This window comes from Niveispirillum sp. FG148 (assembly GCF_057809655.1).
The window spans coordinates 81,596-97,728 of the sequence record NZ_JBMDKJ010000017.1; the positions used below are offsets into that span (position 1 = coordinate 81,596).

The 16,133-nt window shown below is 67.0% G+C and carries 13 protein-coding genes; 3 read left to right on the plus strand and 10 right to left on the minus strand.

Translation table 11 applies throughout. The annotated features are described in order from the left end of the window. Nucleotides 1–6: 6 nt before the first annotated feature. The 10 genes from ACODTW_RS17615 to ACODTW_RS17660 all read right to left on the minus strand — a co-directional run bounded on the left by ACODTW_RS17615 (nt 7) and on the right by ACODTW_RS17660 (nt 11,452). Nucleotides 7–1,488, minus strand: a complete 1,482-nt coding sequence (locus ACODTW_RS17615; RefSeq protein ID WP_488947367.1) for a hypothetical protein — start codon at nt 1,486–1,488, stop codon at nt 7–9. Continuing rightward, nucleotides 1,485–2,273, minus strand: coding sequence for an enoyl-CoA hydratase-related protein (locus tag ACODTW_RS17620; protein WP_488947368.1), 789 nt, complete (start codon nt 2,271–2,273; stop codon nt 1,485–1,487). Before ACODTW_RS17620 ends, ACODTW_RS17615 begins: the two co-directional genes overlap by 4 nt. Next, a complete protein-coding gene (locus ACODTW_RS17625) occupies nt 2,270–4,375 on the minus strand; it encodes an acetate--CoA ligase family protein (protein WP_488947369.1) in 2,106 nt (701 codons plus the stop codon). Before ACODTW_RS17625 ends, ACODTW_RS17620 begins: the two co-directional genes overlap by 4 nt. A 212-nt stretch (nt 4,376–4,587) precedes the next feature. Then, a complete protein-coding gene (locus ACODTW_RS17630) occupies nt 4,588–5,712 on the minus strand; it encodes a nitronate monooxygenase (RefSeq protein ID WP_488947370.1) in 1,125 nt (374 codons plus the stop codon). Nucleotides 5,713–5,894: 182 nt separating this feature from the next. After that, entirely contained in the window at nt 5,895–8,321 is a 2,427-nt protein-coding gene (locus tag ACODTW_RS17635; protein ID WP_488947371.1) for a TonB-dependent receptor, read from the minus strand. 166 nt (nt 8,322–8,487) lie between these two features. Beyond that, complete coding sequence (locus tag ACODTW_RS17640; protein WP_488947372.1) at nt 8,488–9,324, minus strand: alpha/beta fold hydrolase; 837 nt, start codon at nt 9,322–9,324, stop codon at nt 8,488–8,490. Then, a complete protein-coding gene (locus tag ACODTW_RS17645; protein WP_488947373.1) occupies nt 9,321–9,812 on the minus strand; it encodes a VOC family protein in 492 nt (163 codons plus the stop codon). The genes ACODTW_RS17640 and ACODTW_RS17645 overlap by 4 nt, the downstream gene beginning before the upstream one ends. Before the next feature lie 24 nt (nt 9,813–9,836). Continuing rightward, entirely contained in the window at nt 9,837–10,211 is a 375-nt protein-coding gene (locus ACODTW_RS17650) for a MaoC family dehydratase (protein WP_488947374.1), read from the minus strand. Beyond that, the gene (locus ACODTW_RS17655) at nt 10,211–10,654 is read right to left on the minus strand and encodes a hotdog fold domain-containing protein (protein ID WP_488947375.1); all 444 of its coding nucleotides are present in this window, start codon (nt 10,652–10,654) and stop codon (nt 10,211–10,213) included. The genes ACODTW_RS17650 and ACODTW_RS17655 overlap by 1 nt, the downstream gene beginning before the upstream one ends. Nucleotides 10,655–10,666: 12 nt before the next feature. After that, the gene (locus tag ACODTW_RS17660; protein WP_488947376.1) at nt 10,667–11,452 is read right to left on the minus strand and encodes an SDR family NAD(P)-dependent oxidoreductase; all 786 of its coding nucleotides are present in this window, start codon (nt 11,450–11,452) and stop codon (nt 10,667–10,669) included. A 138-nt stretch (nt 11,453–11,590) separates the two neighbouring features. Between ACODTW_RS17660 and ACODTW_RS17665 the strand changes: the two genes are divergently transcribed. From ACODTW_RS17665 to ACODTW_RS17675, 3 genes are read left to right on the plus strand one after another with little or no spacing between them, the layout of a single operon-like run. Beyond that, nucleotides 11,591–12,793: an acetyl-CoA C-acetyltransferase gene (locus tag ACODTW_RS17665; RefSeq protein ID WP_488947377.1), complete on the plus strand. Its 1,203-nt coding sequence runs from the start codon at nt 11,591–11,593 to the stop codon at nt 12,791–12,793. A 5-nt stretch (nt 12,794–12,798) separates the two neighbouring features. After that, nucleotides 12,799–14,964 (plus strand): 3-hydroxyacyl-CoA dehydrogenase NAD-binding domain-containing protein, encoded by a 2,166-nt coding sequence (locus ACODTW_RS17670; RefSeq protein ID WP_488947378.1) that lies wholly within the window; start codon nt 12,799–12,801, stop codon nt 14,962–14,964. Further along, the gene (locus ACODTW_RS17675; RefSeq protein ID WP_488947379.1) at nt 14,952–16,109 is read left to right on the plus strand and encodes an acyl-CoA dehydrogenase family protein; all 1,158 of its coding nucleotides are present in this window, start codon (nt 14,952–14,954) and stop codon (nt 16,107–16,109) included. Before ACODTW_RS17670 ends, ACODTW_RS17675 begins: the two co-directional genes overlap by 13 nt. Nucleotides 16,110–16,133 lie beyond the last annotated feature (24 nt).

The window sequence follows — 16,133 nt, forward strand, 5'->3', positions numbered from 1 at the left end:
TAGGGGTCAGCTGCCCCGCACCCAGCGCCGACGCCCATCCGCCATGGCTTCCGTGCGGCCCGCACTGCCCACCGGATCGCCCTCGGCCAGCCAGTCCAGAACTTCCCCGTCATCACCCGGCACGGCGGCCAGGAAACGGGCGCCGTCGGGCGCGCGGGCGACGATGGTGGCGCCCAAGGGTTTGCCCTCACGCCCATAGGGCATGGTGAAGCTCTCCACCACGCCCGGCCCGGCGTGCTCATCCAGCAGTGCCGGAATGGGGCCGCGCAGGACATCGGCCACTGACTGCGCGTCGAAATCCTGCGGGAAGGGGTTGGTGGCCGGGGTGTGGCTGGTCAGGACGATGGCGTGGTTATGGGTGGCATAGCCGCCATTGGCGACGATCAGACCGTTGCCCGGTGCTGCCCGCAGCTTTTCCACCATGGAAGCCGCCGCGTGGGTCATGCAGTTACCGATGGGACCACCGCCGAAGGTCAGGCCGCCATAGACACTGGCGGGCCGTTCCGCCGGCCAGCCCAGCCGCCGCCGCGCCATCTTGGGTACGCAGGGAAAACAGCTGTAAAGCTCCACATGGTCCAGCAATCCGGTGACAAGATTGTTCAGGGCAAGGGCGCGGTCGATGCTGGCATTCAGGCTGGCTGAGCCGGTGAACCCGTCACGGCAGAGGAAATCCGCCGGCTCATGCGCCGCGGCTCCCGGCCCGACAAAGACCAGACGCTCGCGCGGCACCCCCAGGGAAAGGGCCGTTTCCAGGCTGGCCAGGATCAGGGCGGCACTCTGGTTCACGGCGCTGTTGGCCACCATCAGCTTGGTATAGGGAAAGCTGATCATGCGGTTGGCCGGCCCCTCGGCCAGGATGTCATCCGGGGCCAGGGGGGTGCGCAGCCAGGCATGCGGGTTGTCCGCCGCTATCCGCGACAGGCCGGACCAGATCAGCGCCGTCTCTTCCTGCGCCGCGGCCAATGTCTGGCCCCAGGCGGCGCGGGTGGCGTTCTCATACAGGGGATAGACATCGGCGGGCGTCACCAGGCCGTAGCGGCGGGCCAGCTTTGTCGCCCCGGCTTCCGCCGCTGCCGCCAGGGCGTTGGCCATGGCCCCGCCCTTGGCCTGTTTCGCGGCGGTGCGCAGGGCCTCCCCACCGGTGATGGCGGCCAGCCGCACCTCTCCCCGCCCGATGGCGTTGGCGGCCCGGTTCAGCAATTCGATGGGGCCGTGACCGCTGGCATCGTCGGTCAGCCGGATATGGCCGGGTCGGGCGGGCAGGCCGCGCGCCACTGTTTCGTCAACGGCGGCATCGGGGAAGGAAATCTGGTTCTCGATGCCCAGCCAGTCCAGCCGGCCCAACAGGGAAAGGCCGGCATCCCGTTCTGCCGCGGCCAGGGCCGCCAGCATCAGACCGGCGGAATCCAGCCCCGGCTCTTCCGGTCCCGGCCGGTCATTGATCTGGCCGACGCCGATGATGACGGGCAGCAGTTCCAGGCGGCTCATGTCCGCCACTCCGGCTGGCGCTTTTCGATAAAGGCGCTGGCACCTTCCTTGACGTCGGGACCTGACAGGACGATGCCCACCGCGTCAGCCTGCAGGGCCAGCAGGTCATGTTCCCCCTGATCGGCGGCGGCGCGGACGACCCGCAGGCTTTCGCGCACGGCCAGCGGTGAATTGGCAGCCACCAGCCGGGCCAGCCGCAAGGCCTCCGCCAACACCTCATCGGCCGTGGGCACCAGACTGTTGACCATACCCAGCGCATGGGCGCGGAGGGCCGGCAGCGGGTGCCCCACGATCAGCATTTCAATCGCCAGCGGCCGGGGCAGGTAGCGGGCGATGCGGAAGGACCCGTTGGCCCCCGCGATCAGGCCGCGCCGCACCTCCGGCAGGGTGAAGCTGGCAGTTTCGGCCGCCACCACCATGTCGCAGGACAGCGTGATCTCCACCCCGCCGCCATGGGTGGGGCCTTGTACCGCAGCGATCCAGGGTTTTGTCCGCTTGGCATCGACAAAGCCGGCAAAGCCGGTGCCGGGCCGGGCCAGCGACATGCCACGGCCTGCCGCCACCTCTGCCAGATCAGCGCCGGCACAAAAGACCGGGCCCTTGGCCGCCAGGATGGCGACGCGGATGGTGGGATCGGCCTCGATCTCGTGAACGAATTGCTCAATAGTTTCGGCCATGGCGGCGCTGATGGCGTTGCGCACGGCCGGGCGGTACAGGGTGACGATGGCGACGGCACCGTCGCGTTCCAGCGTCACGGCCGGCAAAGGGGTGGCTTGGTCACTCATCTCACTTCCTCCTGCCAGACGACAAGCCCGTCCAGGGCTTCGATCTCTGCGCCGGCCACGCGCAGCGGGTTCACCTCCAGTTCCGCCAGCCCCCCGCCCAGCGACAGGGCAGCGTCACCGATGGCGACGATCACCTGGGCCAGCCGGTTGATATCGGCCGGCGGCGATCCCCGGAACCCGTCCAGCAGCTTTGCCCCGCGCAGGCCCTTCAACAGGGTCTTGGCCTGACTTTCATCGATGGGCAGGGGGGTGATGGCGACATCGGCCAGCATCTCCACCAGTACACCGCCAAAGCCGACGGCAATGACCGGCCCCCAGGTGGGGTCACGGCGCACACCGACCAGCATTTCCAGCCCGCCGCTGCGCATGGGGGCGATGATCACGCCGTCCAGCCGGGCGGCGGGCCGGGCACGGGCTACATCGGCCATCAGGGCGGTGAAGACTGTTGCCGCTGCCCCTGGCGGCACATTCAGGCGGACGCCGCCCACCTCCGTCTTGTGGGCGATGTCGGGGGACAGGATCTTCAGGGCCAACGGGGTGGTGAAGCCGGCGGCGATGCCGGCCGCCTCCGCCGCGCTGCGCACCAGATGCTGGGGCACGACGGGCACACCCCTGGCCGCCAGGAAGTCCAGCACGGCGCGTTCGGTGTTAAGCGTGGGTGCGTCCGTGCGGACGGGCTGTTCCAGAGCCGGCGGCAAGGTCGCCTGCTTCAACTGGCCAGACCACCACAGCGCAGGGCCGGCGGCGCGCAGCAGGGCGTCGATGCCGGTCATGACATGCGGCAGCCCATGCTCGGCGATGGCCTCGCGCGCATGATCGTTCAGCGACTTGCCGCAGGTGGAGACCAGGACCGATGGCGTCTTGATGGCAGACGTGGACCGGCCGATGGCGGTCAAGGCGGGCGGCAGGCTCTGCCCCGGCATGGTCGGCACGGCAATGCCGATGCCGATCAGGCCTACCTGTTCATTGGAGGCCAACAGCGGAATGACACGGGCGAACAGGTCCGGGTCGCGCATGGCCGCCCCGGTAATGTCCAGCGGGTTCAGGGTCGATCCCAGGTCCGACAGCACACCGCGCAGGGCTGTCACCGTCGCCGGGTCATTGGCGGGCAAAGGCACGCCGAACCCTTCCGCTGCGTCGGCCACCAGGGTGCAGGCCCCGCCGGAGATGGACAGGAAGCTCATCCCCCCCGCCGGCAGCGGCCCGGTGGCGGCCAGCAGGCCGGCGGTGTTGATCAGATCCTCGGTGGAGGTGACGCGGATGACGCCCAGCCGGCGGCAGACGGCATCAAATACCGCATCATTGCCGACCAGCGATCCGGTATGGGCCTGGGCCACCTGGGTTGCCAGATCGCTGCGCCCGATCTTCAGAATGACAATGGGCTTGGCCTTGGCCCGTGCCCGTTCAGCGGCGCGGACGAAGGCGGCGGGCTTGCGGATGCTTTCCGCGAAGACGGCGATGGCCTTGGTAGCGTCATGATCAACCAGATAATCGATGATGTCGGCCAGACTGATCTGCGCCTCGTTGCCCGTGGCGGCCACGAAGCTGGTGCCGATATTCTGCCCCTGGGCATATTCCGCGAGCTCCGCCGCCGTCGCCCCGCTTTGCGACAGGATGGCGATGGAGGGGGGCAGGAAGGGCTTCACGGCCGGGATGACGGAGACGGGAATGCCGGCTTCGGCGTTGTTGTAGCCGAGCGAATTCGGCCCCCACAGGGTGACGCCCAGTTCTTCCGCCTGTGTCACCAGCGCGTCCTGGCGTCGTCGCCCATCCTCGCCGATTTCGGCGTAACCGGAGGTCAGGATGGTGACATTGCGGATGCCGGCTGCTGCTGCATCGGCCAGCGCATCCGGCACGGCATCGACGGGCACGAAGATGAAGGCGACATCCACCGGTTCGGGAATGTCGCGGCAGGAGCGGTAGCCCTTGATGCCGAACGTATCGATCCCGTTGCGGTTGACAGCATAAAGCGCGCCACCATAGCCGAAATCACGGAAATTGCGGACGATCAGCGTCGTCCATACCGACTTCTCCGTCGCCCCGACCAGCGCCACGGAGCGGGGCGCGAACAGGCGGGCGAGGGGGTGCGGATGGTGTGTCATGGCGATGCCTTTCGCGGCTGGAAGGGCTGTGCGACGATTGGAGAATGCGGGAGAGTTGCCCGCCTGTTCATCTGCCTTCCCCGCGAAAGCGGGGATCCAGGGGCCACAAGCGCGACGCTTGGGTGCTCTTGGCGCCTGGGCCCCCGCTTTCGCGGGGGAAGCAATGGTGTGAAGGCCGTTAAGTCAGTGCCCCGCAAATCTCCGCTAGCCCCCTACGCCTCTTCGGCGAAGGCCAGCATGCGGGCCAGGGCGTCGGCGAAGTCCTGCTTGAAATCCTGCACGACGGCGGTGGCGGAACGCACATCCTCCACCAGCCCCACGCCCTGGCCGACGAAATAGCTGACCAGTTCGCGCGCCGGGGCGTCGCGCCGTTCGGCGGCCTTGTCGATCATCTCGAAGGTGGGGATGGAGATCATGGCCATCAGCGGCATGGGCAGGGCTCCGGGGCTGCCTTCCTTGTCCCAGGCCGCGTGCCAGCCTGACCGCAACTGGCGCGAGGGTTTGCCGGTGCGCGTGGCCGATCGCACCGTGTCGCGCGAACTGGCCGCCACCATCTTTTCCCGGAACGTCTGACTGGTTTCGGCCTCCGTCGTGGCCAGCCAGACCGATCCGGTCCAGGCACCGGCAGCCCCCATGGCCATGCAGCCGGCCATCTGCGCCCCCGTCATGATGCCGCCCGCTGCCAGGACAGGAACAGGACGCAGAGGGGCGATGGCGCGGATCACCTCCGGCACCAGCACCAGGGTGGAAACCTCCCCGCAATGGCCGCCGGCCTCTCCACCTTGCGCGATGATGATGTCCACACCGGCCTGCACCTGGCGGATGGCATGTTCCCTGGCCCCGACCAGGGCGCCGACGGGCACGCCATGGGCCCGCGCGCGGGCCAGCATGGAAGGCGGGGCGATGCCCAGCGCATTGACGATCAGACGGATGGGATGACGGAAGGCCACGTCCATCAGCGCCTCCCCCACTTCCGGCAGGGTGGCGGGCAGCTTCTTCGTCACCACGTCGCCCGGCCCGGCATGGATGCCGTAGCGACGCAGCAGGTCGACGGTGAAATCGACATGGCCCTGCGGGATACGGCCGGCCAGCGCCTCGATATCCAGCCCGCCACCCAGCTGCTGATGCTCCGGGATCAGGATGTCGATGCCATAGGGCTTGCCGTCGACATGCTCGTCGATCCAGCGCAGCTCCGTCTCCAGGGTCTCTGGGGTGAAGCTGCTGCCGCCCAGCACGCCGAAGCCGCCGGCCCGGCTGACCGCCGCCACCACGTCACGGCAATGGCTGAAGGCGAACAGGGGGAAATCCACCCCCACCAGTTCCTTGATGGTTTTCATGGGATAAACTCCGTAGGTCGTCTTCACCGACCAGATCCCCGGGAATTAAGGTGCTTTCCCCACGAAAGCGGGGTCCAGGGGCCAAGCGCACCCAAGCGTCGTTGATGTGCCCCCTGGCCCCCGCTTTCGTGGGGAAGGCAGGGAACTGCGATGTTTATGCGGCCCGTCCAGGGTCGCGATGGTCAGAACGTGTAGCCGACCTGCACCAGAACCTGCCGACCGCGTGTGGGGATGGCGAAGACCTGGGAGGGCGTGCCCGGCGTGGTGGGCGAACCCGGCTTTTCCTGCAAATAGCCGTACATGGCATTATTGAGATTGCGGCCGACCAGGGAGATTTCCCACTGCCGGTCCATTTCCAGCCGTGCCGCGGCATCCAGCACCCAATAGCCTTTCAGCAGGCCGCCGGGGTTGGAATTGTCGGTGCCGTTGATCTTGCTGGTGTAGCGGGCATTGCCAGACAGCCCCAGGTCCCAGGCACCCGACAGCGGGATCGTGTAATCGAAGCCGCCATTCAGCGACCAGTCGGCGGCCCGGGTCAGAGGACGGCCGGACATGTCCTGGCCATAGCGGTCGTCGGCCGTACCGGCAACGCCGTCGGCCCCCACGCTGAGCCGGTAGTCACAGCCCATGGCGAAGGTCTGGCCGCCATAGCAGCTGCTGATGAATTCCTTATAGCGGCTGTGATTATAGGCGACGGAGCCGTACAGCGTCAGGTCCGAGGTGACGCGCAGGTTGGCGTCGATCTCAAACCCTTTGCTGCGGGCGCTGGCGGCATTGGTGACGGTGAAGGAAGCCAGCGCCGCGTTGAAGGCGTTAACCTGCAAATTGCTGTAGAGGTAGGAATAGGCGGCCGTGGTCAGGGTCAGCTTCTTGTCGAACAGCTGCGCCTTCAGGCCGATTTCCTCGCCCCGCACCTTCTCCGCCTCGAAATTGAAATCGTCGGCGGTGACGGCCTTCGGGGTCAGCACGGCGCTGAGCCCCAGGCCGCCGGATTTGTAGCCGGTCTTGTAGGCGATATAGGCGGTGATCTCCGATGTCGGGCGCCAGGTCAGGGTGGCCTCAGGCGAGTAGTTCGCGTCACGGAAATTGTCCCTGAGCACTGTCGTGGGCGGCAGGAAGGAGGCCGCCAGCAGCGGATGGACCCAGCTATCATAGAGGTATGAGTCCTTGGTTTCCCGCGTGTAGCGGACGCCCCCGGCCATTTCCACCTCTGGCGTGACGGCCCAGATCAACTGGCCGAAGCCGGAATAGGCCTTGCCCTTGGTGCCGCTGGGCTTTTCCCAGCTATGGTACTTGCCCGTGGCGGGATCGGCCGGCAGCAGGGCGATGCGGCTGTTATTGACGAAATAGAGATCGGAATCCTGGTAATAGGCGCCCAGCATGAAGTTGACCGACCCGTCAAAGGATGAGAGCAGGCGGAATTCCTGGCTGAAGGCGTCGAAATCCTCTCGTTCGGCGGCACCGATGATGTAGTAGGAGGTGGCGTCGTAACTGTCGCTGGTCCGCGACCGCGTGCTGAAATAGCCGGTCACGGAGGTCAGGGCCAGATTGTCCCAGGTGTAGTTGGCCGAAAGCGAGGCCAGATAGACCTTCACGTCGCTGTAGGGTTGCTGGGCGGCATAGGGCCAGTTGTCGGCCACGCCATTGGCCAGTCCGGCGGACGAATAGTACTTGTCGAACTTGCATTCGCCATAGGGGTCGACGCGGCCGGCCACGCCACCCGCGGGCAGGGCGCCGCAATAGAAAAGCTGCTGTCCGGCGGCGGGGCCGTCATCGCTGTAGTCGCTGGCCGACAGTTTCAGCGTGGCGTCGAAATTGCTTTCGGCGGGCTTCCAGGACAGGGTCAGCCGACCCATCGCCTCCTCATCGCCGGGACGGTCCACACCGGGGACCGACGTCGATACGGGCCCCCCGATATTGTGCAGCCATCCATCCATCTTGCGGTAACGCACCGCCAGGCGGGCCCCCAGGGTGTCGCTGACGGGGCCACCCACGGCAGCCTCGGCGATGGCCTCATCCGCCACCGTCTCATAGCCCAGACGGGCATAGCCGGACACCTCGTCCGTCGGACCGGCAGACGTGATGGAGATGACGCCGGCCGGGCTGTTCTTGCCGAAGAACAGGGCCTGCGGACCCTTCAGCACCTCCACATGGCCGACATCGAACAGGCCCTGGGTGATGGCGCGCCCGCGTGAAGTCTGCACGCCGTCCAGGTTCAGCGACACGGTCTGTTCAAACCCGGCCTGCCCGGGGGAGGTACCGATGCCGCGCAAGGTGATGGTGGCACCCGCACCGCTGCTGACCTTGTCGATCGCCAGACCGGGCGAGTAGTTGGCGAGGGAACGGACATCGGTGACGCCGAAATTGGCCAGCGTCTCTTCGTTAACGGCGGACACCGCCACGGGGACGGAGATCAGGGTTTCGTTGCGCCGGCGGGCGGTCACGATGATCTCGCCCAGGAATTCCTGGGCAGGGGCCGCCTGCGGATTCGCATCGGCGGGGGCGGATTGTGCGATGGCGGGCATTGGCGTCAGCGCCAGCAGCGCCAGCGTGGCCGTGCCGGCCGCCAGATGCGCCTGACCCCGTCTGTTCTTGGACCCGATTTTCATTGTTTCCTCCCTGTTATTCGTTCTCGCAGCCCTTGTTGAAGATTTGCTGCTTGTGTCGGCTGTGGCGGGTTCCGCCCCGCCTGCATGTCCATCTGTGACGGAAAGGGTTGGGGGGCGAACCTATCCGTGGAGGGGGCACCTATCGAGAGACTGCATCATAGCGTATTCAGCCCTTGGCACCGAGCAGGTCCAGCAGCGGCATGGCGAAGGCATCGTTCTGATCGTTGGTGAACATGTGCCCTACGCCCGGTGCCGTGGTGACCTGCAGGTGCGGTGTCAGGTCTCGGAAGGCCTGTACGCCGGCATCGGTCAAGACATCGCTGTGTTCGGCGCGAACCAGAAGGACGGGGCAGCGGACGGCCGCCGCGGCCCGTTCCATCAGGGCCGTTTCCCCGTTGGCATCATGGAATCCCGGCAGGGCGGTGCGCGGGTCCCAGCGCCAGTAATGCCGGCCATCATCGCCACAGCGCAGCGCCCGGGCCAGGGTGCCGGCATCGGCGGTATGGCGGCGCCCGGGCAAACTGTCCAGCGCCTGTGCCGCCGTCTCCACACTGTCGAAGCCATGCAGGCTGCGTTCCATGAAGGTGCGGATGGGGGCTACGCCCTGCCGGTCGATATGCGGGCCGACATCGGCCAGCAGCACCAGCCTTGTCTGCGCCGGCTCCGCCGCCGCCGCGACCAGCGCCACCTGCCCCCCGCGCGACGCGCCGACCAGACCGGCCGGCTGGTCGAAGGTCCGTAGCACCTGGCGCAGGTCGCTGGCCATGATCTCCAGCCCATAGGCGCCGTTGGGGGCCCAGTCGCTGTCGCCATGGCCGCGCATGTCGATGCTGATGCCCTGATAGCCGGCGCCGGCCACCCGCCGCGCGGCGTTGCGCCAGGAATGCCGGCTTTGCCCGCCGCCATGCAGGAACAGGATTGGCGGTGCCTGCGGATCGCCGATGGCATCCGCTACCAGTTGCAGACCGTCGCCGGGCAGAGTGATCGTACGGAACGAATTCAAGGACGCGACCCCGCCGCGTACCAGCGGCCGTCGCCATGGCTTTCATAGGGGGCCGCCACCTCCACCAGTACGCCATGCGCGCTTTTCGGGCCGATCCAGCCCCATTCCTGCCAGGTCATGTTGGGGTCGCGGTTGGTGGTCCCATCGCCCAGTACCTGTACCCCGTCCGCCGCCAGTCTGGCGAGGCTGCCCGCGACATCGGGTGTGGTGAAGCACAGGTGATGCACATGTTCCCCCTTGGCCGCCAGCCGGTCGCCCAGCGGCGTGCCCGGGGCGGGCTGGATCAACTGGATTTCGGCGGAATGATTGGCGACGAAGGTCGCCCAGCGCATGCCCTGGTCAGCACCGCTGGAAAAGCCGTCATAGCGCACAACCGGTTCGGTCAGGGCCTGCGGGTCCAGGACGGACAGGATTTTGGTCCAGTCGGCAACGGCCTTGTCCAGATCATGGACCAGCATGCAGACATGGGCGAAGGGGCCGCTTGGCATGGCGTTTCCTCGGTTTTGGGATGTTTACAGGGTGATCGTGGCGGTGCCCTGGATGATGGGGCGGCTGCCATCGGCGGTCAGCCAGACCTCACAGACGGCGCGGGCCGCGTCGGCCTCCACGACCCGCCCGCCGGCCGTCAGGCAGTCGCCGGCATAGGCATTGTCGATGAACCGGCTTTCCAGGGCGGCAATCTGCCCGCCGGGAAATGCCGACAGCAGCATGTTGATGATATAGGCCAGATTGGCCGGTCCCTGGTTGATCACCCGGTCCCCCAACCCCTTGGCCCGGACGACATCCGGGTCCAGGTGGATGGGGTTGGGATCGCGCAGGAACACCGACCATTCCCGCATGGCATCAGCGCTGACGGCCGGTATGGTGAAGGAAGGTAAATCCGTCATCACATCAGCTCCCGTCGCGGCAGCACCCAGACATTGGTGGTTTCCAGCACCATGGCGCCATCCGCCTCATGCAGGCGCAGCCGGTATTCCAGCAGGTCCATCAGGCCCAGCTTGCGGCTGGATTTGCGGGTCAGGCCGGTGATTTCCCCCGTCACGCGGTAGGGACGGCCGGTGCGCAGCGGCGCCTGGAACCGGACGCTGGAACTGGCCATCATCGGCCCCTGTTCCACATCGAAATCACACAGGGCGCACAGCCCGGCCACGGTCTGGCCCATGGCAACCTGGGTGGCGATGTAATAGTAGGACGGATGGGCCGTGCCGTCGCCGGCCGGTTCCACGCCGGTGGACCGGCACAGGGCCGCATTCTCCACCGGGTCGATGATATAGGTCGTGTCGCCATCCAGCGATTTGCCGGCGACCTCTGGCGCGGGGGGATAATCCATCTCCATCCTCCATCAGGATGCGGACGGCGCATGACCCGCGCCGCCGCCATTGGCAATCATCAGGCAATTGCTGAGGCCCCCATCGACCAGCAGGTCGACCCCGGTGATGTGGCCGGCATGGGGGCTGAGCAGGAACAGGATGGCGTTGGCTACGTCGGTCGGCGTGCCCAGCTTGCGCAGCGGCATTGCCGCCTCCCGCTCCGCCCGGCGCACAGGGTCGGCATAGCCGGCCGCCGTCATGCCGGTCAGGGTGGGGCCGGGGGAAACACAGTTGCAGCGGATGCCGTCCGGTCCCCAATCCACCGACAATTGCCGGATCAGCATGCGCAGGGCGGCCTTGGCCGGGGCATAGGCGCCCAGTGGCGGCGTCGGCTGGGTCGCGGCCATGGAGGCCGTGGCGACCAGCGCCCCCCGGCTTTCCCGCAGATAGGGATATGTCGCCCGCGCCAGCAGCCATGTCGCCCGCGTATTGACGGCGAACAGCCGGTCATAATCGGCCGCTGTCATCTGCATCAGCGTGCCGGCGGCGATGGCGCCGGCATTGCTGACCACCCCGTCGATGCCGCCCATATGGTCCAGGGCGGCCGCCGCGATGATGGCGCTGTCGGTATCGTCCGTCACGTCGGCCTTCAGGATGGTTGCCGCCGGTCCGATCAGGTCGGCCACCCGCGCCAACCCGTCCGCATCGCGATCCACCAGCAGCATCCGGTGGTCGCCCCGGATGATATCCCCGTCCTGAAGCCGCTGGGCGACGGCCTGGCCGATGCCGCTGGCGGCGCCTGTGATGATGACCCGCATGTTTCCATCCCCTTTGTCGTTGGGGGCACGATGAGGGGGGACAGGCCTGATTCCACCTGCCCATGGATAGGTGCGGCCGGGCGGCGGGGATGGGAAGACGGCACATCTTCCCAATTCAAAAGCCATGGACCGACCAGGATGGAAGCCTTCATCTATGACCATGTGCGCACGCCGCGCGGCCGGGGACGGCCCGACGGCGCCCTGCACGAGGTCACCGCCGTCGAACTGCTGACCCAGGTGCTGCGGGCCCTGCGCGACCGTAACGGGCTGGATACCAGCCTGCTGGACGATGTCGTCATCGGTTGTGCTCAGCCGGTGGGTGAGCAGGGCGGCGTCATCGCGCGGGCCGCCGTGCTGAACGCCGACTATGCCGAGACCGTCGCCGGCCAGCAGATCCACCGTTTCTGCGCATCGGGGCTGGAGGCCGTGAACAATGTCGCGGCCCAGATCATGTCGGGTATGAGCCAGGCCGGTATCGGCGGCGGCGTTGAAAGCATGAGCCGTACTTTCATGGGGGCCGACAGCGGCGCCTGGAGTGCCGATCCCCGCGTTGCTTGGCACAATTATTATATCCCCCAGGGCATTGGCGCGGACATGATCGCCACGCTGGACGGGTTCACCCGTGCGGATGTCGATGCCTATGCCCTGGAAAGTCAGCGCCGCGCGGCGCGGTCCTGGGCCGAGGGGCGCTTTGCCCGGTCGGTAGTGCCGGTCACCGATATCCTGGGCGATGTGCTGCTGGACCGGGACGAACATCCGCGCCCCGACACGACGCTGGAAGGGCTGGGCAACCTGAAGCCGGCCTTTCCAGGCCTGGCGGCCTTAGGCTTCGATCAGGTGGCCATGCTGCGCTATCCGCAGATCGAGGCCTTGTCCCATGTCCATACCGGCGGCAATTCGTCGGGCATCGTCGATGGATCCGGTGCTGTCCTGCTGGGATCGAAGACCTTCGGGGAACGCGCGAACCTGAAGCCCCGGGCGCGCATCCGCGGTTTCGCCTCCATCGGGTCGGAGCCTTCGATCATGCTGACGGCCCCGGCCGCCGTCAGTGAGAAGGCCCTGCGCAATTGCGGGATGGCGACGGGCGATATCGACCTGTTCGAACTGAACGAGGCCTTCGCCAGCGTCGTGCTGCGCTATATGCGCGTCCTGGATATCCCGCCTGACCGCATCAATGTCTGCGGTGGTGCCATTGCGTTGGGTCACCCGCTGGGGGCCACGGGCGCCATGATCCTGGGCACCGTTCTGGACGAACTGGAACGCACCGACAAGGCAACCGCCCTGGTCACGCTCTGCGCCGGCAACGGGCTGGGTACCGCCACCATCATCGAACGGGTGTAAGGGCCATGAACATGCGCCATGTTTCCATCGCCAAGGGTGCCGACGGCATCGCCATCCTGACGCTCGACAATGCTGATGAAAGCGTCAATCTGGTCACCCAGCCCTGGCTGGCGGAGATGGATGCCGCCATCGCTGACCTGACCCGCGACGCCACCGTGACCGGGGTCATCCTGACCTCGGCCAAGAAGGGCTTCATGGCCGGGGCCGATCTGAAGCTGCTGGTTGACGGGTTCGACAGCATGACCCGGCGCCAGGCCTATGATTTCAGCCAGCGTGCCACCGCCATGCATCGCGCCATCGAAAAAAGTGGCAAGCCCTGGGTTGCGGCCCTGAACGGGCTGGCGCTGGGCGGCGGGTTTGAACTGGCGCTGGCCTGCCACACTCGCATCCTGGTTGATGATCCCAAGGCCGTGGTCGGCCTGCCGGAGGTGGGTGTCGGCCTGCTGCCCGGTTCCGGCGGCACGCAGCGTCTGCTGCGGCTGGCCGGCCTGAAGGTCGCGGCTGACCTGCTGCTGTCCGGGCGCGCTGTCGGCCCGGAAGAGGCGTTGCGCCTGCGCATCGTGGAGGAGGTGGTGCCGGCGGCCGAACTGAACGACGCCGCCCGGTCCTGGCTGCAATCCGGCCCGGACCCGGTGCGGGCCTGGGACCGCAAGGGTTACTCCAGCGTTGAAGCGCGCGGGCTGCTGATCCCGGAAACGGCGGTTCTGTTCTCCGCCGCCACGGCCGGGGCGGCCAAGGGCGGGCGCAACAGTCCGGCCGCCATCGCTATCCTGTCCTGCCTGTTCGAAGGGGGGCAACTGCCCTTCGACCGCGCCCTGTCGGTGGAGAGCAAATATTTCGCCCGCCTGCTGACCGATCCCGTGGCCCGCAACATCATCCGCACCAGCTTCCTGTCGAAGCAGGCGGCCGAACGCGGTTTCCGCCGGCCGGCCGGCATTGCCCCGTCCAGGGTGACCAAGGTCGGCGTGCTGGGCGCCGGGATGATGGGCGCGGGCATCGCCCTGGTCTCCGCCCAAGCGGGGATCGCGGTGGTGCTGCTGGACCGCACCACGGACCTGGCGGAGAAGGGCAAGGCCTATGCCGCCAGGGTGCTGGGCAAGGAGGTGGAGAAGGGCCGGCGCAGCACCGCTGAGATCGAGGCGATCCTGTCCCGCATCCAGCCCACGGTCGATTTTGCGGATCTGGCCGGCGTCGATCTGGTGGTGGAAGCGGTGTTCGAGGATACGGCCGTGAAGGCCGACACCACGGCGCGGGCCGAAGCGGTGATCCCGCCCGGCACCCTGTTCGCGTCCAACACCTCCACCCTGCCCATCACGCAACTGGCCGAGGCATCGGCCCGGCCCGACCGCTACATCGGCCTGCATTTCTTCTCCCCCGTCGAACGGATGGGACTGGTGGAAGTCATCATGGGGGCCAGGACCAGCCCGGAAACGCTGGCCCAGGCCCTGGATTACGTGGCGCAGTTGCGCAAGACGCCCATCGTCGTCAATGACAGCCGGGGTTTCTATACCAGCCGGGTGTTCCAGACCTTCATCCATGAAGGGGCGTCGATGCTGGCCGAAGGGGTGCCGGCGGCCGTGATCGAGAATGCGGCCCGGGCCGCCGGCATGCCGGTGGGGCCGCTGGCCCTGCTGGATGAGGTGACGCTGGACCTGCCGCTGAAGATCGTGGACCAGACCATCGCGGAGGAAGGCGACCGCTACACCCCGCCGCCGGGTGTGCCGGTGCTGCGGCGCCTACGCGACGAACTGGGGCGCAGCAGCCGCAAGGCCGGCGGCGGCTTCTATGACTATCCGGCGGGCGGGCGCAAGCATCTCTGGCCCGGTCTGGCGCAGCATTTCCCATCCCATCCAGATGTCGATGCCGAAAGGCTGGCGCGCCGCTTCCTCTATATCCAGGCATTGGAAACGGCCCGCTGCCTGGAAGAAGGCGTGTTGACCACGCCGCAGGATGCCGATCTGGGGGCTGTTTATGGCTGGGGCTTCCCGCTCTGGACCGGGGGCACGCTGTCCTATATCGACACCGTCGGGATCGTCGAATTCGTGGCAGAGGCGGACCGGCTGGCCCAGGCCTATGGCCCACGCTATGCCCCGTCGGGCTGGCTGCGGGCGCGGGCGGCGGCTGGCCAGCCCTTCTATGACAAGGCGGGGGCCACGCCATGCGCCGCCTGATCTTCCAGCCCGAACATGACCAGTTTCGCGAGACCGCGCGCCGCTTCTTCCAGAAAGAAGTGGCGCCGCACGGGGAGCGCTGGCGTGCCCAGGGCCAGGTCGACCGCGATATCTACCGCAAGGCGGGAGACGCCGGGCTGCTGCTGACCTGGGCCGATGAACGCTTCGGCGGGGCCGGGATCAATGATTTCCGGTTCGAGCAGATCATCATCGAGGAAAACATCATCCATGGTGAGATCGGCTTTTACATCAACCTGCATTCCAACCTCGTCGCGCCCTATATCGATGCGCTGGGGACGGAGGCGCTGCGTCAGCGCATCCTGCCCGGCTGCGTGTCCGGTGACACCATCCTGGCCATCGCCATGACGGAACCGGGCGCCGGTTCCGATCTGGCCGGCATGCGGACAAGGGCGGAGGACAAGGGCGACCATTGGCTGCTGAACGGGGCCAAGACCTATATTTCCAACGGCTTCCTGGCCGATCTGGTCATCGTGGCGGCACGCACCGTGCCCGACCAGAAGCACGGGCTGGGCCTGTTCCTGGTGGAAGCCGGCATGCCTGGATTCGACCGGGGGCAGCGGCTGAAGAAGATGGGTCTGCATGCGCAGGACACTTCGGAACTGTTCTTCAACGACGTGAAGCTGCGCAAGGAAAATGTGCTGGGCGATCCGGCGTCCGGCTTCCGCTATCTGACCCGGTTTCTGGCCAAGGAGCGGCTGGTGGCCGCCATCGGGTCGCTGGCGGCGGCACAGGTGGCCTTCGACATCACGCTGGATTATGTGCGCGAACGCCGGGCCTTCGGCCGCCCCATCGGCGCCTTTCAGCATAACCGCTTCGTGCTGGCGGGATTGCGGGCGGAAATTGACGCCGTGCAGACCCTGATCGACCAGTGCGTCCTGCTGCTGAATGCGGGCGAGTTGTCCGGCGAGGATGCGGCCGAATGCAAGCTGCTGGCGACGGAGCTGGAAGGCCGCATGGTCGATGCCGGTGTGCAGATGCATGGCGGTGCCGGCTACATGGACGAATACCGCATCAGCCGGCTCTACACCGATGCCCGCGTCAGCCGCATCTTTGCCGGTTCCAGCGAGATCATGAAGGAAATCATCGGCCGCGGTCTGGGGCTGGATGAACGGAAAATGGGGTAGGTCGCCCGCTGTCGCGCCCCCCAA